This window comes from Streptomyces yaizuensis, from assembly GCF_034961445.1.
GTDB classification, from domain to species: Bacteria; Actinomycetota; Actinomycetes; order Streptomycetales; family Streptomycetaceae; genus Streptomyces; species Streptomyces yaizuensis.
This window is the reverse complement of the sequence record NZ_BSBI01000002.1, coordinates 515,391-540,094: the sequence shown is the minus strand read 5'-3', so window position 1 is coordinate 540,094 and position 24,704 is coordinate 515,391. Positions and strand designations below refer to the sequence as shown.

The window sequence follows — 24,704 nt, the reverse complement described above, 5'->3', positions numbered from 1 at the left end:
GAGGGGCGTGCGGTGACTTTTTGAGTCCTGGCTGTGACCGGCCGGTTACCGACCGGCCGATTCCGGGTGGAGGGGAGGTGAACGGGCGCGACGGCCGCCGGTCGTCGGCCGGGGCGGCGGCCGTCAGAGGGCGGCGGCGCCGTGGGTGCGGAGGGACTGGGCGTACTGCTGGAGCACCCACAGCTCGTTCTGTACGGCGGAGAGCCGCTCGGGGTCGGCGCTCGCGCCGAGGCGGGCCAGGGTGCCCTGGACCTCCGCCACCCGGCGGTCGACGGCCCGCAGCCGGACCTGGACGAGCTGCGTCCCCGCGTAGACCTCGTCCACGGTCCGGCAGTGGATCGCCTCGACGGCCAGCTCGGTGACGAGCGCCCGGAGGGTGTCGTTGGGCGCGGCGTCCCGCACCCGGGCCAGATAGCCGGGGGCGTCGGTCATGCCCTGCTCGGCGCCGCCCGCGTCGGCGACGATCTGCCGGACGGCGGCGTAGGGCGGGGCGGTGAACTCGTCCATCCCGTAGGCGTCGAAGGCCGGGGAGACCAGCTCGGGGCGCTGGAGGGCCAGCTTCAGCAGCTCGCGCTCGGTGCGGTGGACGGGGCTGCGCAGATGGAGCGCGGGCCCTCCCGGGGCGGCGGTCCGGGGGGCGGCGGCCCCGCCGTCGCTCTGCTGCCGCTGCTGCCGGCCGGTGGGCGCGGGGCCCCGGCCGCCCCGGTCCCTCGCCCAGCGGGCGAGCTGGGCGACCCGCTTGACGACGAACTGGGTGTCGAGGATGCCGACCATCCCGGCGAGTTGGACGGCCGACTCGTGCTGGATCGCCACGTTCTTGATCGCGGCGACGATGGGGGCCGCCTCGTCCAGCGCGGCGGCCCGCCCGGCGGGGGTCTCCAGATTGTGCCGCTTGACCAGCTGGCGGATGGCGAACTCGAAGAGCGGCGTCCGGCTGGTGACCAGCTCCCGCACCGCGTCGTCGCCCTCGGAGATCCGCAGGTCGCACGGGTCCATCCCGCCGGGGGTGATCGCGATCGAGGTCTCGGCCGCGAACTTCTGGTCGTCCTCGAAGGCCCGCAGCGCGGCCTTCTGCCCGGCGGCGTCACCGTCGAAGGTGAAGATCACCTCGGCGGTGGCGTGGTCCATGAGGAGCCGGCGGAGGATCTTGATGTGGTCGCCGCCGAAGGCCGTGCCGCAGGTGGCGATGGCGGTGGTGACGCCGGCCAGATGGCAGGCCATCACATCCGTGTATCCCTCGACCACGACGGCCCGGCTGGTCCGGGCGATCTCCTTCTTCGCGAGGTCGATCCCGTAGAGCACCTGGGACTTCTTGTAGATGCCGGTCTCGGGGGTGTTGAGGTACTTGGGGCCGTTGTCGCTGTCGTGGAGCTTGCGGGCGCCGAAGCCGACGACATCGCCGGAGATGTCGCGGATCGGCCACATCAGCCGGCCCCGGAAGCGGTCGATGGGGCCCCGGCGGCCCTCCTGGGAGAGGCCGGAGAGGACCAGCTCCTTGTCGCTGAAGCCCTTGCCGCGCAGATGGCGGGTGAGGTGGTCCCAGCCCTGGGGGCTGTAGCCGACGCCGAAGTGCTGGGCGGCCCCCTGGTCGAAGCCACGGTCCGCGAGGAAGGCGCGGGCGGTCTGGGCGTCGGGGGCGCTCTCCAGCTGCTCGACGTAGTACTGGGCGGCGGCCTTGTGGGCCTCGACCAGGCGGATCCGCTCGCCCCGCTGATGGCTGGGGTTGTACCCGCCCTCCTCGTACCGCAGGGTGATGCCGGCGCCGGCCGCCAGCCGCTCGACCGCCTCCGAGAAGGTCAGGTGGTCGATCTTCATCACGAAGGCGATCGTGTCGCCGCCCTCCTGGCACCCGAAGCAGTGGAAGAGCCCCTTGCCCGGACTGACCTGGAAGGAGGGCGACTTCTCGTCGTGGAAGGGGCACAGCCCCTTCAGATTGCCGCCTCCGGCATTGCGCAGCTGGAGATACTCGGACACGACGGCGTCGATCGGGACCGCGTCCCGGACCGCCTTGATGTCGTCATCGTTGATCCTGCCTGCCACGCGTGAATTCTACGGTGGCCCGCCGACATCCCCGGCCCGGCCGCCGGCGGCACCCGTCCGCCGGCGGCCCCGGACGGGGTCAGCCGCCCTCGGGACCCGCCCCGGCCGGCGGGACAAGGGAGGTCAGGGGCGTGGAGGTGTCCGCCAGCGCCCCCGCGTCGACCTCGGCGTGCGAACGGATCAGCTCCTGGATCGGCGCGGTGACGTCCCACACATTCACATTCATCCCGGCCAGCACCCGGCCCTCCCGCAGCCAGAACGCGATGAACTCCCGCTTCCCCGTGTCCCCGCGCACCACCACCTGGTCGTAGGAGCCGGCCGGGGCGAAGCCCGAGTACTCCAGGCCCACGTCGTACTGGTCGGAGAAGAAGTAGGGCACCCGGTCGTACGACACCTCCCGGCCGAGCATGGCCCGCGCGGCGGCCGGTCCGCCGTTGAGGGCGTTCGCCCAGTGCTCGACCCGCAGCCGGGCGCCCAGCAGCGGATGCTCGGCGGCGGCCACGTCGCCCGCCGCGTAGATGTCGGGGTCCGAGGTGCGCAGCGAGGCGTCCACGACGATGCCGCCGCCGTCGGCGCGGTCCACGACGGCCAGCCCGGCGGCCTCGGCGAGGGAGGTGCGCGGGGCGGCCCCGATCGCGGCCAGGACATCGTGGGCGGGGTGCTCCTCGCCGTCGTCGGTCCGCACGCCCAGCACCATGCCGTCCTGCCCGGTGATCTCGGTGAGCCGGGCGCCGAAGTGGAAGCGGACGCCGTGCTCCGCGTGCAGATCGGTGAAGAGCTGGCCCAGCTCGGGGCCGATGACCTGGTGCAGCGGGGTGGACTCCGGCTCGACGACCGTCACCTCCGCGCCGTAGGTCCGGGCGGCCGCCGCGACCTCCAGACCGATCCACCCGGCGCCCGCGATCACCAGATGGCCGTTGTCCCGGCCGAGGGTGCGCAGCACCTGGCGGAGGCGTTCGGCGTGCGGGAAGCGGCGCAGATGGTGGACCCCGGCCAGGCCGGTGCCGGGGATGTCGAGCCGGCGCGGCTCGGCGCCGGTGGCCAGCAGCAGCTTGTCGTAGTGGAGGACGGTGCCGTCGCCGAGGCGGACCGTCTTCTCCGCGCGGTCGACGGCCACGGCGGCCTGGCCGAGATGCAGCTCCACATCGGCCTGGGCGTACCAGCCGGGCTCGTGGACCAGCGCGTTGTCCCGTTCCTCCTTACCGAGGAGATAGCCCTTGGACAGGGGCGGTCGCTCGTACGGATGGTCGCGTTCGTCACCGATGAGGATCACCCGCCCGGTGAACCCCTCGGCGCGGAGGGTCTCGGCGGCCTTGGCCCCGGCGAGACCCCCGCCCACGATGACGAAGGTCCGGTGTCCGTCGACCACTTGATGCCTCCTCGTTGTGACTGCTGTGCTGATCGGCCTCCCAGCGAGCGTCCCGCACCCGGGGGGATGGCGGAAGAGGGAGTCGTCCGGCGTGTCTCACGGGCGCCCCCGCGCCGGGGTGCGCGCGCCCCTCAGCGCCGGGCCGTGAGCTGGGCGTGCAGGGTACGGGCCGAGGCGTCGGTGAGCGCGGCCAGCTGATCCACGATCACCCGGCCGCGCGCGCGGTCGTCGCCCGCGGCCGTGAACAGGGCGCGGAACTGGGGTTCGAGGCCGTGCGGGGCACGGGCGGCCAGCGCGTCCGCCAGCTCGGTGAGGATCACCCGCTGATCGGCACGCAGGGCCTCCTGGTCGGCGCGGCGCATCACATACAGGTCGGCGACCGCCTTGAGGACCGCGCACTCGTGCCGGGCGGCGCGGGGGACGACCAGCTCGGCCGCGTACCGGGTGAGCCGCCCCGTCCCGTACGCCTGCCGGGTGGCGTGCTCGGCGGCGAGACAGAACCGTCCGATGAGCTGGCTGGTGGCGTCCTTCAGCCGGGCCTGCGCCAGCGCGGAGCCGTCGTAGTGGTGCGGCCACCACTCCTGGGCGAGCAGCCGGTCCAGGGCCTCGGACAGCTCCTGCGGGTCGGTGCCGGCGGGGACGTAGCGGCCGATCGCCACCTGGGCGATCGCGGCGCGCTCGGGCTCCGCGAGCAGCAGCCGGGGATCGACGTGCCCCGCGTGCAGCGCGTCCTCCAGGTCGTGGACCGAGTAGGCGACGTCGTCGGACCAGTCCATGACCTGCGCCTCGAAACAGGTGCGGTGGGCCGGGGCGCCCTCGCGGACCCAGGCGAACACCGGCAGGTCGTCCTCGTACACCCCGAATTTGGCCGGTCCGGCGACGCCGTCGGCGGGATTGCCGCCGCGCGGCCACGGGTATTTGGTGGCCGCGTCCAGCGCGGCACGCGTGAGATTGAGTCCGACGCTGACGGTGTCGCCCTCGGGGGTGGTCAGAAAGCTCTTGGGCTCGATCCGGGTGAGCAGCCGCAGCGACTGCGCGTTGCCCTCGAAGCCCCCGATGTCCCGCGCCACCTCGTCGAGGACCGTCTCACCGTTGTGGCCGAAGGGCGGATGGCCCATGTCGTGGGAGAGACACGCGGCCTCGACCAGATCGGGGTCGCAGCCGAGGGCCGCGCCCAGCTCCCGGCCCACCTGGGCGCACTCCAGGGAGTGGGTGAGCCGGGTGCGCGGGCTGGCATCCCACGCGGGGTGGCGGGTGCCGGGGGTCACGACCTGCGTCTTCCCCGCGAGGCGGCGCAGCGCCGACGAGTGCAGCACCCGGGCGCGGTCCCGCTGGAACGCGGTGCGGCCGGGGCGTTTGTCGGGCTCGGGGGCCCAGCGGTCGGTGGCGTGCGAGTCGTACGGGTCGTGCGGGTCGCCGGTGTTTCCGCCGGGGCGGGAGGGGTCCTGGGTGGTACCGGTGGTGCCTGACATGCTCCGACCGTAACCGGCCGACGGGTGCGATGGGCCGCCCCCGGCGAACCAAAACCCCGCCACCGTGCGTCTGACCAGGTATGAAACCTCCCGCTTCGGCCCGCCGCCCCTTCCCCCGGCCCCGGCTGCCGCGCACCCCGCGCGGGCGGCGGTGGCTGGTACGGGGGGTCATGTTCGTCTGTGTCCTGGCCCTGCTCCCCGCGACCTGGACCCACCGGGTCGCCGACCGGCACGTCCACACGGCGGCCGAGGTGCCCGCGCAGGACATCGCCCTGGTCTTCGGCGCGGGACTGTGGGACGGCAGACCCACGCCCTATCTGGCACACCGGCTCGACACCGCCGTGGACCTGTTCCGGCGGGGCAAGGTCCGGGCCATCCTGGTGACCGGGGACAACAGCCGCGAGGAGTACGACGAACCGGACGCCATGCGGGCCTACCTCACCGAGCGGGGGGTGCCCGACCGGCGGATCGTCAGCGACTACGCGGGCTTCGACAGCTGGGACTCCTGCGTCCGGGCCAAGAAGATCTTCGGCGTGGACCGGGCGGTCCTGGTGAGCCAGGGGTTCCATATCCGGCGGGCGATCGCGCTCTGCCGGTCCGCGGGGATCGAGGCGTACGGGGTCGGGGTCGACGAGCCGTTCGACTCGACCTGGGTCTACGGCGGGGTGCGGGAGCTGGGGGCGGCGGGGAAGGCGGTGCTGGACGCGGTGGTGCGGCCGGATCCGCGCTACCTCGGCGAACGCGAGCGCGGCGTATCGGAGGCCCTGTCCCCCGACGGCGCGCGCCTGCGGTAGGGCCCGCGCCCTACGACCCGCGATACCGGCCTCGCGCTGCGGGGCCCGCGTCGATGCGAGTGGGGTGTGCTCGTCCTGGGGCCCGCGCTGTCCGACCCGCGTCGGTACGTGTGCGGTGCGCTCGTCCGGGGCCCGGGCCGCCCGGCCCGCGTCGGTACGGGGTCCCGCACCCTTCTTCCCCCCGGCGGGGGTACCGGCCACCTTCGCGTGGTCCGTGGGCGGGGGTGCAGGGTCGCCCCCGCAGGGGATCGGCGGAGGCCGACCCGCACCGGACCTGGTGAGTGGGCTCGCCGACCCCGAGGAGGTGAGCCCGGAGGCCCCCGCCAACCCGCACCACTACCCGGGCCCGGGACAGGCCGCACAAACCCGCCCCGTCAACGTTGACCCGCACACAACCCGCCTCGCCGTCGACCCGCACAAATCCCGCCTCGCCGTCGACCCGAGCAAAAACCAGCCTCTTGGGGGTCCCCCCGGACGGAGTCTGGGGGAGATTGAGGCGCGGGGGCTCGGGGGCTGGCCCTCAACAGTGGCCCGCACACACCGTGTGCCCGGGGGCCTGTCCGCCCCTGCGGCAACCAGAAAAAACAGCCTGGCCCGCGATGAGCCCGCACAAAATCCAGCCGCGCCGACGATCACCCGGCAAAAATCAGCCCCGCCGGCGATTGAGGCGCAGGGGTTCGGGGACTGGTCCCCGACGAGAGGCCGCAGTTTCGCCTGTGCGGCGGGGCAGGGTGCTGGTCCGTCCTCAATCGCCGGACCGGCTGGATTTGCTCGGGTCGTCGTGGGGGGGCCCCCCCCCCCGCCCCCCCCCCCCCACCCCCCGCCAGGCTGGATTTGTTCGGGTGGTCCCGGCGCACCGTGTGGTGCGGGTTGGTGGTGGCCTCCGGGCTCACCTCCTCGGGGTCGGCGGACCGAAGGCCTACCGTCAGCGCAAGCAGGACTTACCGCCGATCCCCTGCGGGGGCGACCCTGCACCCCCCACCCACGAAGCCAGCCAAGGCGACCGGTACCCCGAGCCGGGGGAAAAGAAGGGTGCGGGACCCCGTACCGACACGGGCGGGCCACCGGGACCCCGGGCGGGGGAGGGCGAGCGCCCCGCACACGTACCCACGCCGGCGGACTGCGCAAGGCCGGACCCGTCCACGTACGGGACCCCGTACCGACACGGGCGCGCCACCGGAACCCCAGGCGGGGGAGGGCGAGCGCCCCGCACACGTACCCACGCCGGCGGACTGCGCAAGGCCGTCATCGTGCACACGGCACCGCTACGGGACAGAGTGGAGGGATGGGAAACAACGACCTGCTCGCCCGCCACACCGAGGCCCTCGCTCTCTTCGGCGAGCGCGTGCACGCCGTACGGGCCGATCAGTGGGACGAGCCCACGCCCTGCACGGAGTGGTCGGTGCGCGATCTCGTCAATCACCTCACGGCCGAGCAGCTGTGGGTGCCGGATCTGGTGACGGAGGGCTCCACCGTCGCGGAGGTCGGTGACGCCTATGACGGCGATGTCCTCGGCTCGCGGCCCCGGACCGTGTGGGACGCCGCCGCCCGTGCCGCGCGGAAGGCGTTCGCGGCGCCGGGTGCGCTGGAGCGGACGGTGTGGCTGTCGTACGGGCAGACCCCGGCCGTGGCCTACTGCGCGCAGATGACGATGGACGCGGTGGTGCACGCGTGGGATCTGTCGCGGGCGATCGGCGCGCAGGAGCGGCTGCCGGACGCGCTGGTCGCGTTCGCGCTGGAGGAGGTCACTCCGTATGCGGCGGGGCTGTCGGGGACCGGGCTGTTCGCCCCGCCGGTGGAGCCGCCGAGCGGGGACAGTCACCAGGCCCGGCTGCTGGCGCTGCTGGGTCGCCGGGCCTGAGTCCGGGGAGGGTCAGGCGACCGGGTGGGCGCACCAGTCGCCGCCGGGTATCGGTATGCCCTCGCGGCGGAGCGCGGCGGCGGGGCCGGGCGGGGTGAGGTACACCCAGGCGCGGACCGGGGTCCCGTCGGCGCGGGTGATCTCGCGGGGGACCCGTTCGTAGAGGTTGCCCGGGTGGCCGGGGGCGGTGTACTCCTCCAGCTCGTCGAGGTCGGCGAGGAGGGCGCGGTAGTTCCCGGGGGCGGCGGTGATCAGCGCGCCGGTGACGCCCGGGCCGGGCTCGTCCGGGGTGCCTTCCACGGCGTAGGGGTAGCCGGGTCCTTCGTACAGCAGCGCGTGCGCCCAGTGCGCGGGTTCCTCGGCGGCGGTGCGGCCGCGCAGTCGGCGGGTGTGGTTGATCTCGCCGGGGCGGAGGGTGCCGTAGACGAAGAAGGGCAGCTCGGCGGGGTTGTTCATGGGGTGTCGGGCTCCTGGTCGCCGGGGGTCTCGCGGGTCTCGCGGGTCTCGGCGACGATCCAGTCCAGGTAGGCGGCGCTGCCGCGGACCACGTCGGTGGCGATGATCTCGGGGGTGGCGTAGGGGTGCTCGGCGAGCAGCAGGGATTCCAGTTCCGGGTAGCGCTCGTGGGTGGTCTTGAAGAGGATCTGCCATTCCTCGTCGGTCCGGATCTCGCCGCGCCAGCGGTAGACGGAGGTGACGGGGGCGCTGATCTGGGCGCAGGCGGCCAGTCGTGCCGCCACCGCGGCCCGGGCCAGTTCCTGGGCGCCCTCGGGGCTGTCGGTGGTGGTCAGGACGGTCAGCGCGGCCGTGGTGCCGGTGCTGTGGTCGGGGTGTGCGGCCGGTTCGGGGCTGGGGGCCACGTCGGTTCCTCCGTCTGGGTGGTCGGTGGGCAGGGCCACGGTACGGGGCGACGGCCGGCGCGCGCACCGCCGCCTTCCCGGACCCGCGCCTTGCCGGACCCGCGCCTTGCCGGGCCGCCGCCGTCCCTGGCCCGCGCCTTCCCTGGCCCGCCGTCTCACCCGTCGTACGGGCGGACCGCCTTGGCCTCCCGCAGGGTCTCCCCCCACCAGGCCAGCTGGTCGAGCATGGCCTTCGCCGCGGTGTCGGACCCGGCCGGGTCCCTGGGCCGCCCCTCCTCGTCGAACCGGGTGTGGACGTTGTGGAAGGCGACGGTGTCCCGGATGGTCACCGCGTGCATTTCGGCGAAGACCTGCCGCAGCTGTTCGACGGCCCGCAGTCCGCTGGACATCCCGCCGTACGCCACAAAGGCGACGGGCTTGGCCCGCCACTCGGTGAAGTGCCAGTCGATGAGGTTCTTGAGGCCGGCGGGGAAGGAGTGGTTGTACTCGGGGGTCACCACGACGAAGGCGTCGGCCGCGGCGAGCCGGGGCGTGACCCGTTCCAGTGCCTCGGTGCCGGCCGGTCCCGGGTCGTTGCTGAGGGCGACGGGGAGGTCGGCGTGGGCCAGGTCGACCACGTCCACGTCGTAGCCGCCGTGGGCACGGGCGTGTTCGAGGAACCAGTCCGCGATGACGGGGGCGAGTCTCCCCTCGCGGTTGCTGGCGATGATCACCACGAGCCCGAGGGGGGAGGCGGGGGTCTTCGGCTGCGGGTTCTCCCGCGCATGGAGGTCCATGTCCACGAGGCTCCTACCTCAACCATGGTGGAGGTCAACCCTCACCGGCCGGGCCGGCTGGGGGCCCGGGCGTCGGCGCTGATCGGCGGATCGGGTCACCCGATCGGGGCGGACCGCGCCTGATTCCCCGTCACCCGGTCTGACCTGCGACGACAGCAAGCGTCCAGCGCGACACGCCGATCAAGGGGGCGAAAACTGATGGGGCATCAGCAGGCGTGGGTGGTGCGGTGCGCCTTACCTCTGAGGAGTCGTGACCACCACCGTGTCTCCGGAGGGATGCACATGCGCACCACCGTCCGCCTACTGTCCTCGGCCGTATTGGCGGTCGCCGCCATAGGACTCGGTGCCCCCGGAGCACAGGCAGCCCCGGGGGCGCATACGGCCGTGGCGCCGGGACAGTTCAGGGATGTCCCGGACCCGTACAGCAACAAGAACGAGACCGACTCGGGCACCCGTCACAGCGAGGGCGAGGGCGAGGGCTCGGGGCGTGAGGGCCAGGGCGAGAGCCAGGGCCAGGGGCAGCAGCACTACCAGCAGCCCAGCGGCCATGTACGGACCGGCGTCGGGGGCAGTGTCGGCCCCGACACCGGTCAGGTCGCGGCGGGGGTGGCCGTTCTGGCCGCTGCCGCCGCCGGCGGGACCCTGCTGCTGCGGCGCCGGGCGAGCGGCCCGCAGAGCGGCTGACGGACGCGGCCCCAGGGCCGCGCCTCCGTGCCCGCCCGTCCCCCGTTCCCCGCGGGATCCAGACCGCCGGGGAACGGGGGACCTCCGCGCGAGGGCCCACCGTACGGAGAACGCGGTACCGCCCACGACCGGCAGCCGACCGAGGAGCGAGAGGCGATGAGCGACAAGGTGACCGCCTGGTGCGTCGCCGTCGCCGTCTGCACCGGCCTCTGGCTGGTACGGGACGGCTCGCGGGACCACACCCCGCCGGCCCCGTCCGCCGCCCAGGCCCTCGCCTCGGGCCCGCACGCCTGGAGCGGCGTCAGCGCGGACCCGCTTCCCGCCTCCCCGCCGCACCGGCTGCGCATCCCGTACATCGACGTCGACACCCCGCTCATGGGCCTCGGCCTGGACCGGGACGGCGCTCTGGAGGTGCCGCCCGCCGACCGGCGCGACCTGGCCGGCTGGTACCGGGGCGGCGCGGCCCCCGGCGCCCTGGGCACCGCCGTCGTCGCCGGTCATGTCGACAACGCCCGCGGACCCGCCGTCTTCCACGGCCTCGGCGTGCTGCGCAAGGGGAACCGGATCGAGGTCTCCCGCGCGGACGGCACCACCGCCGTGTTCGCCGTGGACGCCGTCGAGGTCCATCCGGCGGACGACTTCCCCGACGCCCGCGTGTACGGCTCCCGGGGCCGCGCCGAGCTGCGCCTCATCACCTGCGGCGGCGGCTTCAGCCGGAAGACCGGCTACCGGGGCAACGTGGTCGCCTACGCGCACCTCATCGGGTCCCGCCGGTAGCAGATGGGCACGGCCCGTGCCAAGAGGTGTCGCCGTCCTGGCCTTTCAGTGACTTCACTTCGGCGCCGCCGGTACGAGGGCGGGTCAGGCCATCCACTGGTCGAAGGCGAGCTTGGCCACCAGCGCGAGCACCACCGTGAGCAGCACCCCCCGCACGAAACCGGTCCCCTTCCGCAGCGCCATCCGCGCGCCGGCCATCGCGCCCAGCAGGTTGAAGACCGCCAGCACCAGGGCGAGCTGCCACAGCACCGCCCCCTGCCAGGCGAACATCGCCAGCGCCCCGGCGTTGGTGCAGACGTTGACGATCTTCGCGGTGGCCGAGGCCGTCACCAGGTCCAGCTGGAGCACGGCGGTCAGCGCCAGCACCAGGAAGGTGCCGGTGCCCGGCCCGAACAGCCCGTCGTAGAAGCCGATACCGCCGCCGACCAGGACGATCGCGGCGACCGTCCGGGCCCGGGTCACCTCCCGCCGCCGCTCCTCGGGGACCGTGCCGAACCGGGGGCGCAGCAGCACGAACGCGGCCACGGCGAGCAGTACCACCATGATCACGGGCCGGAGCACCGCGCTGCTGATCCCGGCCGCGAAGAAGGCGCCGGCCATGGATCCGGCGAGCGCCGCCAGCCCGATCCGGACGGCCGTGCGCACCGGGACCGGGGTCGCGCGCAGATAGGTGACGGCCGCCCCCGTCGTCCCGACGATGGCCACCGCCTTGTTGGTGCCGAGCACCTGGGCGGCCGGGGCCTGGGGCAGTCCGAGGAGCAGCGCGGGCAGGAACAGCAGTCCTCCGCCGCCCACCACGGCGTCGATCCAGCCGGCCGCCGCGGCGGCGACGGCGAGCAGAAACAGTGTGGTCAGCGATATGTCGGGCACCTGGTGACCCTAAGGATCAAGAGGTCGGGCCGTCCAACGATCTCCAAGGGGGTACGGATCACAGCCGCCGGATCACAGCGCCGGGTCACACCCGCCGGGTTCCGGTCACACCCGCCGGGTCCCGGTCACCACCGTCGCGTGCAGCTCCCCCGACCGGGCGACCCCGGGCAGCAGGCCGGCCCGCTCCGTGATCCGTACCGCCCCCGCCGACTGCCGTTCGCTCGTCTCGAAGAGCAGGGAGCCGCCGGGCCGCAGCCACTCCCCCGCGCCGGCCGCCACCCGCCGCAGGACGTCGAAGCCGTCCGGGCCGCCGTCGAGCGCGATACGGGCCTCGTGCAGCCGGGCCTCGGCGGGCAGCAGCGCGATCTCGCCGGTGGGCACATAGGGCACATTGGCCAGGAGCAGCTGGACCCGGCCGCGCAGCCGCGCCGGCAGCGGACCGTACAGATCGCCCTCGTGGGCCGTCCCGCCGACCGGCCGCACATTGCGGCGGGCGCAGCCGACGGCCGCCGGGTCGATGTCCACGCAGTGGAGTTCGGCGCCGCCCAGCTCCGCCGTGAGCGCCGCGCCCAGTGCTCCCGTACCGCAGCAGAGGTCGACCACGACCGGGGCGGCCGGGCCGGCCGGGGGCGCGAGGGCCGCGGCGCGCTCCACCAGGAAGGCGGTACGGCGGCGGGGGACGAAGACGCCCCGGTCGACCGCGTACCGCACGCCCCGGAACTCGGCCCAGCCGAGGACGTGTTCCAGCGGCTCGCCGGAGATCCGCCGGTGGAGGAGCGCGGCGAGGTGGGCGGGTGCGGCGGGGCCGGCCGCCGCGAGCAGCAGTTGGGCCTCCTCCTCGGCGAAGACACAGCCGGCGGCGCGGAGGGCCGTGACGACGGCACGGCGGGGCGGGAGGGACATGGGGGACCTTCCGGAGGGACCGAAGGACGCTCCGGGCCCGGCCCGCCACGGCGGGGCGTACCCCCTTCCCGGGCGGCCCAGGGGCGCGGGCGGACACCCTACCGGCGGCTTCCGGGGGCGGCCGCGGGACCACGCCGGGCGGGCCCCTGGTACCTGGCCGGTTCTCGCGCGTACCGTCCGGCCGTTCCCGCGCGTACGCCGTCGTACGGGCCTCCTAGCCAGGTACGGAACCACCGGACCGGGCCCCCGCTCAGCGCAGGTCCGACGCCTCGAACAGCGCGCGGGCGGTGTCCGATTCCATCCGGGCGATCCGGTCCGCGAGCCGCTGGAGCACCGCCGACCCGGTGGTGAGCAGTCCGTTCTCGCGCGCCCTGCGGGCCCCGAGGTCGAGTTCGTGCCAGAGCAGCGGATTGCCGGTGAGGGTGGCCGGGTCCACCTCGACCCGTCCGCCCCGCGCGTCCCGGAGCACGATCCGCTGGGCGACCCCGTCGCGGCGGGCCACCTGGGTGAGCTGGTCGGTGCTGACGCGGTGTTCGCGCAGCAGCCCCCGGACCGAGAGCCAGTGCCGGCCGGCCGTCACCCGGGGCGGGAAGAGGACCACGAACAGGAGCAGCGCGAGCGCGGTCCACAGCGCGGAGCGCGCCGCTCCGAGATCGCCCGCGCAGAGGTCGACGACATGGAGGAGGACGAAGAGGTTCAGTGCGCAGAACGCGGCGGCCCACAGGTCGTGGACCCAGCGCCGGTCCTCGGCGAGCACCGGCCCGCCGCCGCCCGCCGGCGGGTGTCCGGGCCCGTGCCCCGACCCGTCCCGCCCGTGTCCCCGCTCGCCGCCGCTGTCTCTTCTCTCGCTCTCCATAGGCGGGAACGGTAGGCCCCCGGCCCCCGCGCTGTCCGCGACACCGGCGGTTACTGACGGGATTTCTCCACCCCGCGTCAACGTCGTGTGAAGACGGGCCCCCTGGGTGCAAGGGACCCGACAAGAGAGCCCGCCGACCGGGAGGCGCGCCCGCACGCTGGGGCTGCCCGCCCCGGGAGCGCCGTGCCGCGTTCCCGGGGGTTTCACCACCGGAGGCCACGCGCACGATGACCCTTCGCTCTCTTCCTTCCGGCCCCTCCGGTCACCCGGTGGCCCCGGTGCCGTCAGACCCGGCTTCCCCGGTCCGTCCGGGCGAGCGGCACCGGCTCACCTCGCTCCAGGGTCTCGCCGCGCTCTCCCTCGACGCGATGGCGTCCGTGGCGTACGGCCCCGAGGCCATCGTTCTCGTCCTCGCCACGGCGGGCGGGGTCGGCCTCGGCTACACCCTGCCGGTCACGCTCGCCATCGCGGTCCTGCTGGCCGTGCTGGTGGCCTCGTACCGGCAGGTCATCGCCGCCTTCCCGGACGGCGGCGGGGCGTACGCGGTCGCGCGCGCCCATCTGGGGCGGCGGGCCGGGCTGACCGCCGCCGCGTCCCTGGTCCTGGACTACGTCCTCAATGTGGCCGTGTCGGTGACGGCGGGCGTGGCCGCGCTCACCTCCGCCTTCCCCTCCCTCTACCCGGACCGGCTCTGGCTGTGCCTGGGGGTGCTGGCGCTGGTGACGGTGGTGAACCTGCGCGGGATCGTCGACTCGGCGCGGGCGTTCATCGTGCCCACGGCGGTCTTCGTGGGGTCGATCCTGACCCTGATCGCCGTGGGGCTCTTCCGGGACGGGCCGGTGTCCACCGAGACGGCGGCGGGCCATGCCCCGGTGCTCGCGGAGAACGCCACCACGGTCGGGGCGCTGCTGCTGATCAAGGCGTTCGCGTCCGGCTGTTCGGCGCTGACCGGGGTGGAGGCGGTCGCCAACGCCGTACCGTCGTTCAAGGCCCCGGCCGCGCGGCGGGCGCAGCGGACGGAGGTCGCGCTCGGGGCGCTGCTCGGGGTGATGCTGATCGGTCTGTCGATCCTGATCGCGCGCTTCAGGATCCAGCCGGTGGAGGGGGTCACGGTCCTCGCGCAGCTGGCGGACGCGTCGCTGGGGCACGGCTGGGGTTTCTACGTGGTCCAGTTCGCCACGGTCGTGCTGCTGGCGCTCGCCGCGAACACGTCCTTCGGCGGGCTGCCGGTGCTGATGTCCCTGCTGGCCCGGGACAACTTCCTGCCGCACGTCTTCCGGCTGAAGGCGGACCGCGAGGTGCACCGGCACGGGGTGCTGGCGCTGGCCGGGGTCGCGACGCTGCTGCTGCTGTTCTCCGGGGGCGACACCAACACGCTGGTGCCGCTCTTCGCGATCGGCGTGTTCGTCGGCTTCACCATCTGCCAGGCGGGCATGGTGGTCCACTGGCGGTCCCGGCGGTCGCCCGGGTGGCGGACGCGGGCGTTCCTGAGCGGTTTCGGCGCGCTGCTGACGGGGGTGAGCACGATCGTGGTGACCGCGACCAAGTTCACGGAGGGGGCGTGGCTGATCGTGCTGGCGCTGCCCGCGCTGGTGGTGCTCTTCGAGCGGGTGCACCGGGCGTACGGGCACATCGACGAGCGGATCGCCCTGGGCCGGCTGCCGGAGGCGCCGCACCGGGAGCGCTCCCTGGTCATCGTGCCCGTGTCGCATCTGTCGCGGCTGACGAGCGAGGCGCTGAACGCCGCCGTGTCGATGGGGGACGAGGTGCGGGCGGTGACCGTCACCCACCGGCAGGACCCGGAGGACCAGGAGGCGTCGCGGGAGCTGCGCCGGGACTGGGAGCGGTGGAGTCCGGGGGTGGAGCTGAGTTCGGAGCACCGGACGATAGGGCGGCCGGTGTCGGAGTACGTCCGCCGGATCTACCGGTACCACCCCAACACCCGGGTGACGGTGCTGATCCCGGAGGTGGAGCCGGACCGGCTGTGGCAGCGGCTGCTCCAGAACCAGCGGGGGGCGGTGCTGGCGCACGCGGTGCGCCGGGACACGCAGGCGGCGATCTGCCGGCTGCGGTTCCGGCTGGGGCCGCAGGCGCATTCCCGGCGGGCGCCGGAGGCACAGTCCGGGCGGGGGCCGCAGCTCCGGCGGGGGCCGGGTGCGGGGGCGTTCGAAGGCGGCGCCGGCCGGCCGGGGGCGTCCGGGGCCCGGGCGGGTGACACCGGCCGTCCGGGGGCCGGTTCCGGAAGTTCCGGTTCCACTCCGGGCCGGTCCGGGGCCGATACTGGGGGCGCGTCGATCCCCCGGCCGCCCCGGAGCTGATCCGACGGCCCCGCACCGGCCTGGGGCACCCCGGAACCTCCCCGGGACCGACCGGCGGACGTCACCCGTTGTTGACGCTCCGTCAAGCTTCCGGTTCTAGGTTCCCTCGTCGCGCGACCTCGTGCCGCCGCCCGGCGGCGCGAGCGGTCACCAGTTCCCCTGGAGCGACGCATGGATCCCCTTCAGCGCCCCGGCCCCGGCCGGCGCGGACTTCTCCGTACGGCCGTCATCGGCGCGTCGGCCGCCGCGTTCGGCGGCTCCCTCTGGCGCGGCGCGGCCCACGCCGGACCCGCCCGGCCGGGCCCCGGCCCCTACGGCGCGCTCGGCCCGGCCGACGCGGACGGTCTCTCGCTGCCGCGCGGCTTCACCGGCCGGGTGGTCGCCCGCTCCGGACAGCGGGTCCCGAACTCCTCGTACACCTGGCACCACGCGCCGGACGGCGGGGCGTGCTTCCCCGACGGCGGCGGCTGGATCTACGTCTCCAACTCGGAGATCGACCCGTCGGGCGGCGCCGGAGCCGTCCGTTTCGACTCCTCGGGCACGGTCACGGGCGCCTACCGGATCCTGTCGGGGACCCGGCAGAACTGCGCGGGCGGCGCGACGCCCTGGCACACCTGGCTCTCCTGCGAGGAGGTCGGCCGGGGGTACGTGTACGAGACGGACCCGTACGGGATCAGGGCGGCCGTACGGCGGGACGCCCTGGGCCGCTTCAAGCACGAGGCGGCGGCCGCCGACCCGGTGCGGCAGGCGGTCTATCTGACGGAGGACGAGTCCAACGGCTGCCTGTACCGCTTCCTGCCGACCACGTGGGGGGACCTCTCCGCCGGGCGGCTCCAGGTCCTGACGGCGGGCAGCGGCACCTCGGGCTCCTTCGCCTGGGCGGACGTACCGGACCCGGACGGCTCGCCGACGGCGACCCGCTCCCAGGTCGCGGGCGCGAAGCGGTTCAGCGGCGGCGAGGGCTGCCACTACGCCGACGACACGGTGTGGTTCACGACCAAGGGTGACAACCGGGTGTGGCGGCTGAATCTGGGTCCGAGCACCTACGAACTCGCCTACGACGACTCCCTGATCGACTCCGGCGCGCCGCTGACCGGGGTCGACAACGTGACGGGGAGCGCGTCGGGTGATCTGTTCGTCGCGGAGGACGGCGGCTCCATGGACATCTGTGTGATCACCCCGGAGGGCGAGGTGGCGCCCTTCCTGCGGCTCCAGGGCCAGTCGTCGTCGGAGATCACCGGACCGGCCTTCTCCCCGGACGGGTCCCGGCTCTACTTCTCCAGCCAGCGCGGGACGAGCGGTTCGTCGTCGGGCGGGATCACCTACGAGGTGACGGGCCCCTTCCGGCACTGAGTCCGTCCGCGCGCGGCTGACCGGTCGGGCCGGTCAGCCTGCCGCCTCCGCCGGTGCGCCGCCCCGCAGCAGGGCGGCGCCCAGCGGGGTCAGGGTGTGCAGGACCGAGTTGCCGTGGCGCAGCGTCAGCACCAGGCCGGCGTCCCGGAGCACGGCCGCGTGCTGGCTGGCCGAGGCGAGGGAGACCCCGGCCCTGCGGGCGAGTTCGCTGGTGGTGCAGCCGTAGCGGATGGCCTGGAGGACGGCGGAGCGGGTGTGGCCCACGAGCCGTCCCAGCGAGGGCCCGAGGGCGCCCGCGCAGTCGCCGAAGGCCGGGTCCGGGGTGTGGGCGACCGGGTAGACCAGGACCGGCGGCAGGGTGGCGTCCCGGTAGACGACCGGGGTGCCCCGGCAGAAGAGCGAGGGCTGGAGCAGCAGCCCCCGGCCGTCCAGGTGGAGTTCGCGGTCGACGGGGTAGTCGGCCTCCAGGACGGGGGCGCGCCAGCGGAGCACCGGCGGGAGGGTGGCCAGCAGTTCGGCGGCGCCGCCGTCGAGGAGCGCCCGGCCCCGGATGGCGCGGTCGGCCTCCACCCGGGCCCGGATGTGGCCCCAGTACGGCTCGATGGCCGCGCGGTGGTAGCCGCGCAGGACGGAGATCAGCCGGTTCAGCGCGCCCGGGCGGCCCTCGCCGAGCCCGGCGAGGCGGCCGGCGCGCTCGGCGGCCCGCTCCGCGCCCCGGTCGCCGGAGCGCTCGGGGGACTTCTCCTGCGGCCCCCGGCCGGCCGAAACCAGGGTCAGTTCACCATGCAGCCGCTCCGGCGCGGTGGCGCGGATCGCCTCCAGTCCGGCGTCGAGACCGCCCCCGCAGTCGGGCGGAGTGAGAAAGTCCGGGAAATAGCCCCGGGGCGGGACCAGAGCGGACAGCAGGCTTGTTTCACCATTCAACCGTGACCGCGCTTCCGATCGCCATTCGCCGAACATCTGAGCGCGCCGCCGCTCTCTCAATCGATGAAAACTGAGAATCGTTTCCCACAACGCGTCAGGCTTGACGGCCATTCGCACCTGGGCAAGGTCGTCGCCGGTGAAATGGATACGAAGCACCGAACCCCCACTGTTGCACCCGCAATTGCCCCCGATCACTGAGTATGCACGCCATCACAGCCGGTTACCACGGGGTTTCAGCCAGAGTTGAAATGTCTCGCCCGGGTCGGGTGCGAACCGAAAGGCTGTACGGCGTCGGGCAGGTTCCTTCTGTCTCCGATGGATGCACGAAGACCGTGGGGGGCTTCGCACATCCGGCGGCGGGTGACAGAGGGTGCGGCTCCCTGTCCGGCTGGGGTAATGGAGCGCGGCCGTGGATGGGGATCCGCGGCCGCGCACCGCCCTGTTTTCCCACCGTCCGGCGGCGGGAATTGGGTTACTCATGATCCGCGCCGGGCCCGGGATGTGTTCGGTATCACATCGCCCGGACGACTTCCCGACATCGGGACGACAACACAACGGGACGACAACGGCACCACATCCGGGGAAGCCGATAAATCGACAGACCCTTTACAGGAAGTGCCCCGGGGAACCTCAATTCCCCCGTGTGTTCTGTGCGTCCCGCCCGTCCCGTACGTCCCGGGGAACCACCGGCCCCGGGGCCCGCACCGGCAGACCCCGTCGGACACCGTCGGACCCCGTCGGACCCGTCGGCGACCCCCGGCGGCGACCACGGCGGCGACCACGATGGACCCCCGGCGGGCGGTCTCCGTCTCAGCGCCCGGAGTCGGCCCCGTGCCGGGAGAGCACCGCCGCCCGGCCCGCCTCCAGCCGTGCCACCGGGATCCGGAACGGTGAGCAGGAGACGTAGTCCAGGCCCACCCCGTGGAAGAAGTGGACCGACTCCGGGTCCCCGCCGTGCTCCCCGCACACGCCCAGCTTGAGATCGGGCCGGGTGGCCCGCCCGGCCGCCGCCGCGCTGCGCACCAGCGCCCCCACCCCGTCCCGGTCGATCGTCTCGAACGGCGAGACCCCGAAGATCCCCTTCTCCAGGTACGCGGTGAAGAAGCTGGCCTCGACGTCGTCCCGGGAGAAGCCCCACACCGTCTGGGTGAGGTCGTTGGTGCCGAAGCTGAAGAACTCGGCGGCCTCCGCGATCTGCCCCGCCGTCAGCGCGGCGCGCGGCAGCTCGATCATCGTGCCCAGGGCCAGCCGCAGCGCCACCCCGGTGGCGGCCGCCACCTCCGCCATGACCTGCTCGGCCTCGTCCCGGACGATCTCCAGCTCCTGGACGGTGCCCACCAGCGGGATCATGATCTCGGCGCGGGGGTCGCCCTTGGCGTTCTTCCGGGCGGCCGCCGCCTCGGCGATGGCCCGCACCTGCATGGTGAAGAGCCCGGGGATGACCAGTCCCAGCCGTACCCCGCGCAGCCCCAGCATCGGGTTCTGCTCGTGCAGCCGGTGCACCGCCTGGAGCAGCCGCAGATCGTTCTCGTTGTGGTCCTCGCGGGCCTCGGCCAGGGCCACCCGTACCGACAGTTCGGTGATGTCCGGCAGGAACTCGTGCAGCGGCGGGTCGAGCAGCCGCACCGTCACCGGCAGGCCGTCCATCGCCTCGAACAGCTCCACGAAGTCCTGCCGCTGGAGCGGGAGCAGCTGCTCCAGGGCCGTGGTGCGCTCCTCGTCGGTGTCCGCGAGGATCAGCCGCTCCACCATCTCGCGGCGCTCGCCGAGGAACATGTGCTCGGTGCGGCACAGGCCGATGCCCTGGGCCCCGAAGCGCCGGGCGCGCAGGGCGTCCTCGGCGTTGTCGGCGTTGGCCCGCACCCGCAGCCGGCGCACCCGGTCCGCGTACGCCATCATCCGGTGGACGGCGACGACGAGTTCGTCGGCGTCGTCGGCGCCGGCGTGCATCCGGCCCTCGAAGTACTCGACCACCGGGGACGGGACGACGGGCACCTCACCGAGGTAGACCTTGCCGGTGGAACCGTCGACGGAGACGACGTCGCCCTCCTCCACGACCGTGCCGCCCACGGTCATCCGGCGCCGCTTGGTGTCGACGTCCAGGTCCTCCGCGCCGCAGACACAGGTCTTGCCCATGCCCCGGGCGACGACGGCGGCGTGCGAGGTCTTGCCGCCGCGCGAGGTGAGGATGCCCTCGGCGGCGATCATCCCGTCCAGGTCGTCGGGGTTGGTCTCGCGGCGGATCAGGATCACCCGCTCACCGGAGCGGGACCACTTGACGGCGGTGTACGAGTCGAAGACGGCCTTGCCGACGGCCGCGCCCGGGGACGCGGCGATGCCCCGGCCCAGGAGTTCGACGGTCGCGTTCTCGTCGAAGCGGGGGAACATCAGCTGCGCGAGCTGGGCGCCGTTGACCCGCTTCAGCGCCTCGGCCTCGTCGATCAGGCCCTGGTCGACGAGTTGGGTGGCGATGCGGAAGGCCGCGCCCGCGGTCCGCTTGCCGACCCGGGTCTGGAGCATCCACAGCCGGCCGCGCTCGATGGTGAACTCGATGTCGCAGAGGTCCTTGTAGTGGTTCTCCAGCGTCTCCATGATCTCCATCAGGCGGTCGTAGGACGCCTTGTCGATGGTCTCCAGATCGGCGAGGGGGACGGTGTTGCGGATGCCCGCGACGACGTCCTCGCCCTGCGCGTTCTGGAGGTAGTCGCCGTAGACGCCCTGCTGGCCGCTGGCCGGGTCGCGGGTGAAGGCGACGCCGGTGCCGGAGTCGGGGCCGAGGTTGCCGAAGACCATGGAGCAGATGTTGACGGCGGTGCCGAGGTCGCCCGGGATGCGTTCCTGGCGGCGGTAGAGCCGGGCGCGGTCGCCGTTCCAGGAGTCGAAGACGGCACGGACCGCGAGGTCCATCTGCTCGCGGGGGTCCTGCGGGAACTCCCGGCCGGTCCGCTCCGTGACGATCCCCTTGAACGCCTTGACCAGCGCGCGCAGATCACCGGCGTCCAGATCGGTGTCGTCGGTGACGCCCTTGGCGGCCTTCGCCTCGTCCAGGGCCTCTTCAAAGAGTTCGCCGTCGACGCCGAGGACGGTCTTGCCGAACATCTGGACGAGCCGGCGGTACGAGTCCCAGGCGAAGCGCTCGTCGCCCGCCTGCTGGGCGAGGCCGGCGACCGAGGCGTCGGAGAGGCCGATGTTGAGGACGGTGTCCATCATGCCGGGCATGGAGAACTTGGCGCCGGAGCGGACGGAGACGAGGAGGGGGTCGTCCGCCTGGCCCAGCTTCTTGCCCATGTGCCGCTCCAGGGCGTCGAGGTGCGCACTCACCTCGTCGCGGAGGGCGGGGGGCTCGGAGCCGCTGTCGAGATAGACCCTGCACGCCTCCGTGGTGATGGTGAAGCCCGGCGGTACGGGCAGCCGGAGGTTGGTCATCTCGGCGAGGTTGGCGCCCTTGCCGCCGAGCAGGTCCTTCAGGTCCCGGTTGCCTTCGGTGAAGTCATAAACGAACTTCTGACCCGAGTGTTCTGTGCTTTCCGACACGGCTCTCGACCTTTCGAGGCTCGGTGGCTGCCCTGACGGCGAGGAACATACCCAGATCGAAGGCGCCTTGGTACGTCCACTTGGTCGTCATACGGCCGTAACCACTCGTCCGCCAGGGGATCGAAAGTCACCCTCGGATCAAGAAGGCCGGGGGCCTGTCTTCAAGCCTTGAAGGCATCCATACGGAAGGCGACCCACCGCCCGCGTAGAGCTGACACAGAGTGCCGGTTGGGCGGAGGGGTGAAGCCAAGAAGAGTGGCACCCAGTGCCACTCTTCCGAAAGATGCAGTCGCCAAAGAATCGCTCATCTGAGCGGCACCCCTATCAAGGGTGGCGAGAATCACGCCTGCCGGAGACCGCGGGGACCGGCTCCGGCCGTACCTCAGCCGCCCGAGGTGTCCAGCTCCGCGTCGGCGCTGACGGCCGAGCAGTCGTAGGGGTCCTTCAGCCAGCCGTCCGGCAGGACCACCCGGTTGTTGCCGGAGGTCCGGCCGCGCGGGCCGTCCGCCCCCAGCGGCCAGGGCTGGTCCAGATCGAGCAGGGCCAGCTGCTCGTCCAGCTCGGCGAGGGACGAGGTGATCGCCAGCCGCTTGCGCATCTCGGAGCCGACCGAGAAGCCCTTCAGATACCAGGCCACGTGCTTACGGAAGTCGATCACTCCGCGCGTCTCGTCGCCGATCCACTCCCCCAGCAGCTCCGCGTGGCGCCGCATCACGGCGGCGACCTCCGCGAGGCCCGGGGCGGCCGCCGCGCCGCCGCCTTCTCCCTCGCCCTCACCCCCGCCCTCGAAAGCCGCCACCAGATCGCTGAACAGCCAGGGCCGCCCCAGGCAGCCGCGCCCGACGACCACGCCGTCGCAGCCCGTCTCGCGCATCATCCGCAGGGCGTCCCCGGCGGACCAGATGTCGCCGTTGCCCAGGACGGGGATCTCGGGGACGTGCTCCTTCAGCCGGGCGATCGCCTCCCAGTCCGCCGTGCCGCCGTAGTGCTGGGCCGCGGTGCGCCCGTGCAGGGCGATCGCGGTGACGCCCTCGTCCACGGCGATCCGGCCCGCGTCGAGATAGGTGAGGTGGTCGTCGTCGATGCCCTTGCGCATCTTCATCGTGACCGGCAGCGCGCCGGCGTTGGAGACGGCCTCGTGGAGGATCGCCCGCAGCAGCGGCCGCTTGTAGGGCAGGGCGGAGCCGCCGCCCTTGCGGGTGACCTTGGGGACCGGGCAGCCGAAGTTCAGATCGATGTGGTCGGCCAGGCCCTCGTCCACGATCATCCGGACCGCCTTGCCGACGGTGACCGGGTCGACCCCGTACAGCTGGATCGACCGGGGCGTCTCGCCCGCGTCGAAGTGGATCAGCTGCATGGTCTTCTCGTTGCGCTCGACCAGGGCGCGCGTGGTGATCATCTCGCTGACGAACAGGCCCTTGCTGAACGTCCCCGCCGCGCCCACCGCGTCCGTCGAAGTCGCCGGGGCCCGGTCCGCACGGTCCGCACGGTCGCCGAAGCCCCGGACGCCCTCCGCGAACTCCCGGCACAGGGTCCTGAAGGGCGCGTTGGTGATCCCGGCCATGGGCGCGAGCACCACCGGGGGCTGGACGACGTGCGGCCCGATGGCCAGCGCCGGAGCGGCCGCCCCGGCGGCCGGGTCGGCCTGCTGCGGAGCGGTCGGCGCACCGGCCTGCGGGACGGGCGGCGGGACGGGGGCGAGCGTGGTCATCCGTCCATTGTCCCGTATGGCGCATCACCACGGCGCACGGTTGATTAGTTAGCCGTACTATCCATGACATGCAGGAGCTGACTCCGCGACGGAGGCTGCTGGTCCTGGCGATCTGCTGCATGAGCCTGCTGATCGTCAGCCTCGACAACACCATCCTCAATGTGGCGCTCCCCTCGATCGGCAGGGAGCTGGGCGCCTCGGTCTCCGGCCTCCAGTGGACGATCGACGCCTACACCCTGGTCCTCGCCTCGCTGCTGATGCTCGCCGGGTCGACCGCCGACCGGATCGGCCGCCGCAAGGTCTTCACCGCCGGTCTCGTCCTCTTCACCCTCGGCTCGCTGCTCTGCTCCCTCGCCCCCACCCTGGAGTCCCTGGTCGTCTTCCGCATGATCCAGGCGGTGGGCGGCTCGATGCTCAACCCCGTCGCCATGTCGATCATCACCAACACCTTCACGGACCCGGCCGAGCGCGCCCGCGCCATCGGCGTCTGGGGCGGTGTCGTGGGCATCTCCATGGCCGCGGGACCGCTGGTCGGCGGTCTCCTCGTGGACACCGTCGGCTGGCGCTCCATCTTCTGGGTCAATCTGCCGGTGGGCATCGCGGCGCTGCTGCTGACCCTGCGGTACGTGCCCGAGTCCCGCGCCCCCAGGCCCCGGCGCGCGGACCCCGTGGGACAGCTGCTGATCATCGTCCTGCTGGGCTCCCTCACCTACGCGATCATCGAGACGGACCCGGTCTTCGCCGTCGTCGCGGCGCTGGCCCTGGCGGGGGTGCTCCTGTACGAGCCCCGGCGCCGCGAGCCCCTGATCGACCTGCGCTTCTTCCGCAGCGCTCCGTTCAGCGGCGCCACCATCACCGCGATCTGCGCCTTCGCGTCACTGGCCGGGTTCCTCTTCCTCAACACCCTCTACCTCCAGGACGTCCGGGGCTACTCGGCCCTGCACGCCGGGCTCTACATGCTCCCCATGGCCGGCCTCACCCTGGTCTGCTCACCGCTCTCGGGCCGGCTGGTGGGCAGTCGGGGGCCCCGGCTGCCCCTGGTGATCGCCGGGGTGACGATGGGCGCGTGCGGGGTGCTCTTCGCCGCGTTCGAGGCGGAGACCTCCGATCCACTGCTCTTCCTCGGCTATGTGCTCTTCGGGATCGGCTTCGGCCTGGTGAACACCCCGATCACCAATACGGCGGTCTCCGGCATGCCCCGCGCCCAGGCCGGAGTGGCGGCGGCCGTCGCCTCCACCAGCCGCCAGATCGGCCAGACCCTGGGCGTCGCCGTGATCGGCACGGTCCTCGCGGCGGGCGTCACCATCGGCGCGCACGGCCCCGGCTACGCGGCGGCCTTCGTGGACGCCAGCCGCGAGGCATGGTGGATCATCGCGGGCGCCGGTCTGGTGATCCTGCTGGTGGGCATCGCGACCACCGGCCGCTGGGGCCTGAGCACGGCCCAGCGCTGCGCCGACCGCCTCGACCCGCCCGAGCAGCACGGCACCCCGGAACGCGCGCGGACCCAGGGCCCCTGACCCGGCGACCGGATCGACCTGCCGGCCGTGGACCCGACCGGCCGCGCCCACCACCGTACCCAGGGCCGGGCGGGCGGCCCGTGGA

At 73.4% G+C, this 24,704-nt stretch carries 19 protein-coding genes; 7 read left to right on the top strand and 12 right to left on the bottom strand.

Annotated features, from left to right (window positions below):
* Window positions 1-123: 123 nt before the first annotated feature.
* The 3 genes from dnaG to SYYSPA8_RS06095 all read right to left on the bottom strand — a co-directional run bounded on the left by dnaG (window position 124) and on the right by SYYSPA8_RS06095 (window position 4,881).
* Window positions 124-2,040, bottom strand: coding sequence for a DNA primase (gene dnaG, locus SYYSPA8_RS06105; protein WP_323445908.1), 1,917 nt, complete (start codon window positions 2,038-2,040; stop codon window positions 124-126).
* Window positions 2,041-2,119: 79 nt separating this feature from the next.
* The gene (locus tag SYYSPA8_RS06100) at window positions 2,120-3,409 is read right to left on the bottom strand and encodes an NAD(P)/FAD-dependent oxidoreductase (protein WP_323445907.1); all 1,290 of its coding nucleotides are present in this window, start codon (window positions 3,407-3,409) and stop codon (window positions 2,120-2,122) included.
* A gap of 131 nt (window positions 3,410-3,540) precedes the next feature.
* The gene (locus SYYSPA8_RS06095; protein WP_323445906.1) at window positions 3,541-4,881 is read right to left on the bottom strand and encodes a deoxyguanosinetriphosphate triphosphohydrolase; all 1,341 of its coding nucleotides are present in this window, start codon (window positions 4,879-4,881) and stop codon (window positions 3,541-3,543) included.
* Between the two features lie 80 nt (window positions 4,882-4,961).
* Between SYYSPA8_RS06095 and SYYSPA8_RS06090 the strand changes: the two genes are divergently transcribed.
* Window positions 4,962-5,675 (top strand): SanA/YdcF family protein, encoded by a 714-nt coding sequence (locus SYYSPA8_RS06090; protein WP_323445905.1) that lies wholly within the window; start codon window positions 4,962-4,964, stop codon window positions 5,673-5,675.
* Window positions 5,676-6,960: 1,285 nt separating this feature from the next.
* Complete coding sequence (locus SYYSPA8_RS06085) at window positions 6,961-7,536, top strand: TIGR03086 family metal-binding protein (RefSeq protein WP_323445904.1); 576 nt, start codon at window positions 6,961-6,963, stop codon at window positions 7,534-7,536.
* 12 nt (window positions 7,537-7,548) lie between these two features.
* Here SYYSPA8_RS06085 and SYYSPA8_RS06080 read toward each other — a convergent pair whose 3' ends face one another.
* From SYYSPA8_RS06080 to SYYSPA8_RS06070, 3 genes are all read right to left on the bottom strand, one after another.
* Window positions 7,549-7,992: a gamma-glutamylcyclotransferase family protein gene (locus SYYSPA8_RS06080; protein WP_323445903.1), complete on the bottom strand. Its 444-nt coding sequence runs from the start codon at window positions 7,990-7,992 to the stop codon at window positions 7,549-7,551.
* On the bottom strand, window positions 7,989-8,396 hold the full coding sequence (cutA, locus tag SYYSPA8_RS06075; protein WP_323445902.1) for a divalent-cation tolerance protein CutA: 408 nt from the start codon (window positions 8,394-8,396) through the stop codon (window positions 7,989-7,991). Before cutA ends, SYYSPA8_RS06080 begins: the two co-directional genes overlap by 4 nt.
* 155 nt (window positions 8,397-8,551) lie before the next feature.
* Window positions 8,552-9,172: an NADPH-dependent FMN reductase gene (locus SYYSPA8_RS06070; protein ID WP_323445901.1), complete on the bottom strand. Its 621-nt coding sequence runs from the start codon at window positions 9,170-9,172 to the stop codon at window positions 8,552-8,554.
* Between the two features lie 282 nt (window positions 9,173-9,454).
* Here SYYSPA8_RS06070 and SYYSPA8_RS06065 point away from each other — a divergent pair, with 282 nt between their 5' ends.
* Together SYYSPA8_RS06065 and SYYSPA8_RS06060 are read left to right on the top strand one after the other, a co-directional pair.
* Window positions 9,455-9,856, top strand: a complete 402-nt coding sequence (locus SYYSPA8_RS06065) for a hypothetical protein (protein WP_323445900.1) — start codon at window positions 9,455-9,457, stop codon at window positions 9,854-9,856.
* Between the two features lie 156 nt (window positions 9,857-10,012).
* Window positions 10,013-10,633, top strand: a complete 621-nt coding sequence (locus tag SYYSPA8_RS06060; protein ID WP_323445899.1) for a class F sortase — start codon at window positions 10,013-10,015, stop codon at window positions 10,631-10,633.
* Between the two features lie 84 nt (window positions 10,634-10,717).
* On the opposite strand, the gene SYYSPA8_RS06055 is transcribed toward SYYSPA8_RS06060, so the two are convergent.
* From SYYSPA8_RS06055 to SYYSPA8_RS06045, 3 genes are all read right to left on the bottom strand, one after another.
* Window positions 10,718-11,503, bottom strand: coding sequence for a sulfite exporter TauE/SafE family protein (locus tag SYYSPA8_RS06055; RefSeq protein ID WP_323445898.1), 786 nt, complete (start codon window positions 11,501-11,503; stop codon window positions 10,718-10,720).
* A gap of 105 nt (window positions 11,504-11,608) precedes the next feature.
* On the bottom strand, window positions 11,609-12,406 hold the full coding sequence (locus SYYSPA8_RS06050; protein WP_323445897.1) for a putative protein N(5)-glutamine methyltransferase: 798 nt from the start codon (window positions 12,404-12,406) through the stop codon (window positions 11,609-11,611).
* A gap of 250 nt (window positions 12,407-12,656) precedes the next feature.
* Complete coding sequence (locus SYYSPA8_RS06045) at window positions 12,657-13,262, bottom strand: hypothetical protein (protein WP_323445896.1); 606 nt, start codon at window positions 13,260-13,262, stop codon at window positions 12,657-12,659.
* Between the two features lie 227 nt (window positions 13,263-13,489).
* Between SYYSPA8_RS06045 and SYYSPA8_RS06040 the strand changes: the two genes are divergently transcribed.
* Entirely contained in the window at window positions 13,490-15,580 is a 2,091-nt protein-coding gene (locus tag SYYSPA8_RS06040) for an APC family permease (protein ID WP_323445895.1), read from the top strand.
* A 171-nt stretch (window positions 15,581-15,751) separates the two neighbouring features.
* A complete protein-coding gene (locus SYYSPA8_RS06035) occupies window positions 15,752-16,933 on the top strand; it encodes an alkaline phosphatase PhoX (RefSeq protein WP_323445894.1) in 1,182 nt (393 codons plus the stop codon).
* 33 nt (window positions 16,934-16,966) lie between these two features.
* Here SYYSPA8_RS06035 and SYYSPA8_RS06030 read toward each other — a convergent pair whose 3' ends face one another.
* The 3 genes from SYYSPA8_RS06030 to dusB form a co-directional block, all read right to left on the bottom strand.
* Window positions 16,967-18,013, bottom strand: coding sequence for an ArsR/SmtB family transcription factor (locus SYYSPA8_RS06030; protein ID WP_323445893.1), 1,047 nt, complete (start codon window positions 18,011-18,013; stop codon window positions 16,967-16,969).
* Between the two features lie 654 nt (window positions 18,014-18,667).
* Window positions 18,668-21,391: a pyruvate, phosphate dikinase gene (ppdK, locus tag SYYSPA8_RS06025; RefSeq protein ID WP_323445892.1), complete on the bottom strand. Its 2,724-nt coding sequence runs from the start codon at window positions 21,389-21,391 to the stop codon at window positions 18,668-18,670.
* 382 nt (window positions 21,392-21,773) lie between these two features.
* Window positions 21,774-23,102 carry a tRNA dihydrouridine synthase DusB gene (dusB, locus tag SYYSPA8_RS06020; RefSeq protein WP_323445891.1) on the bottom strand — a complete coding sequence of 443 codons (1,329 nt, stop codon included), beginning with the start codon at window positions 23,100-23,102 and terminating at the stop codon, window positions 21,774-21,776.
* A 68-nt stretch (window positions 23,103-23,170) separates the two neighbouring features.
* Between dusB and SYYSPA8_RS06015 the strand changes: the two genes are divergently transcribed.
* Window positions 23,171-24,619, top strand: a complete 1,449-nt coding sequence (locus SYYSPA8_RS06015; protein ID WP_323445890.1) for an MFS transporter — start codon at window positions 23,171-23,173, stop codon at window positions 24,617-24,619.
* Window positions 24,620-24,704: the final 85 nt, after the last annotated feature.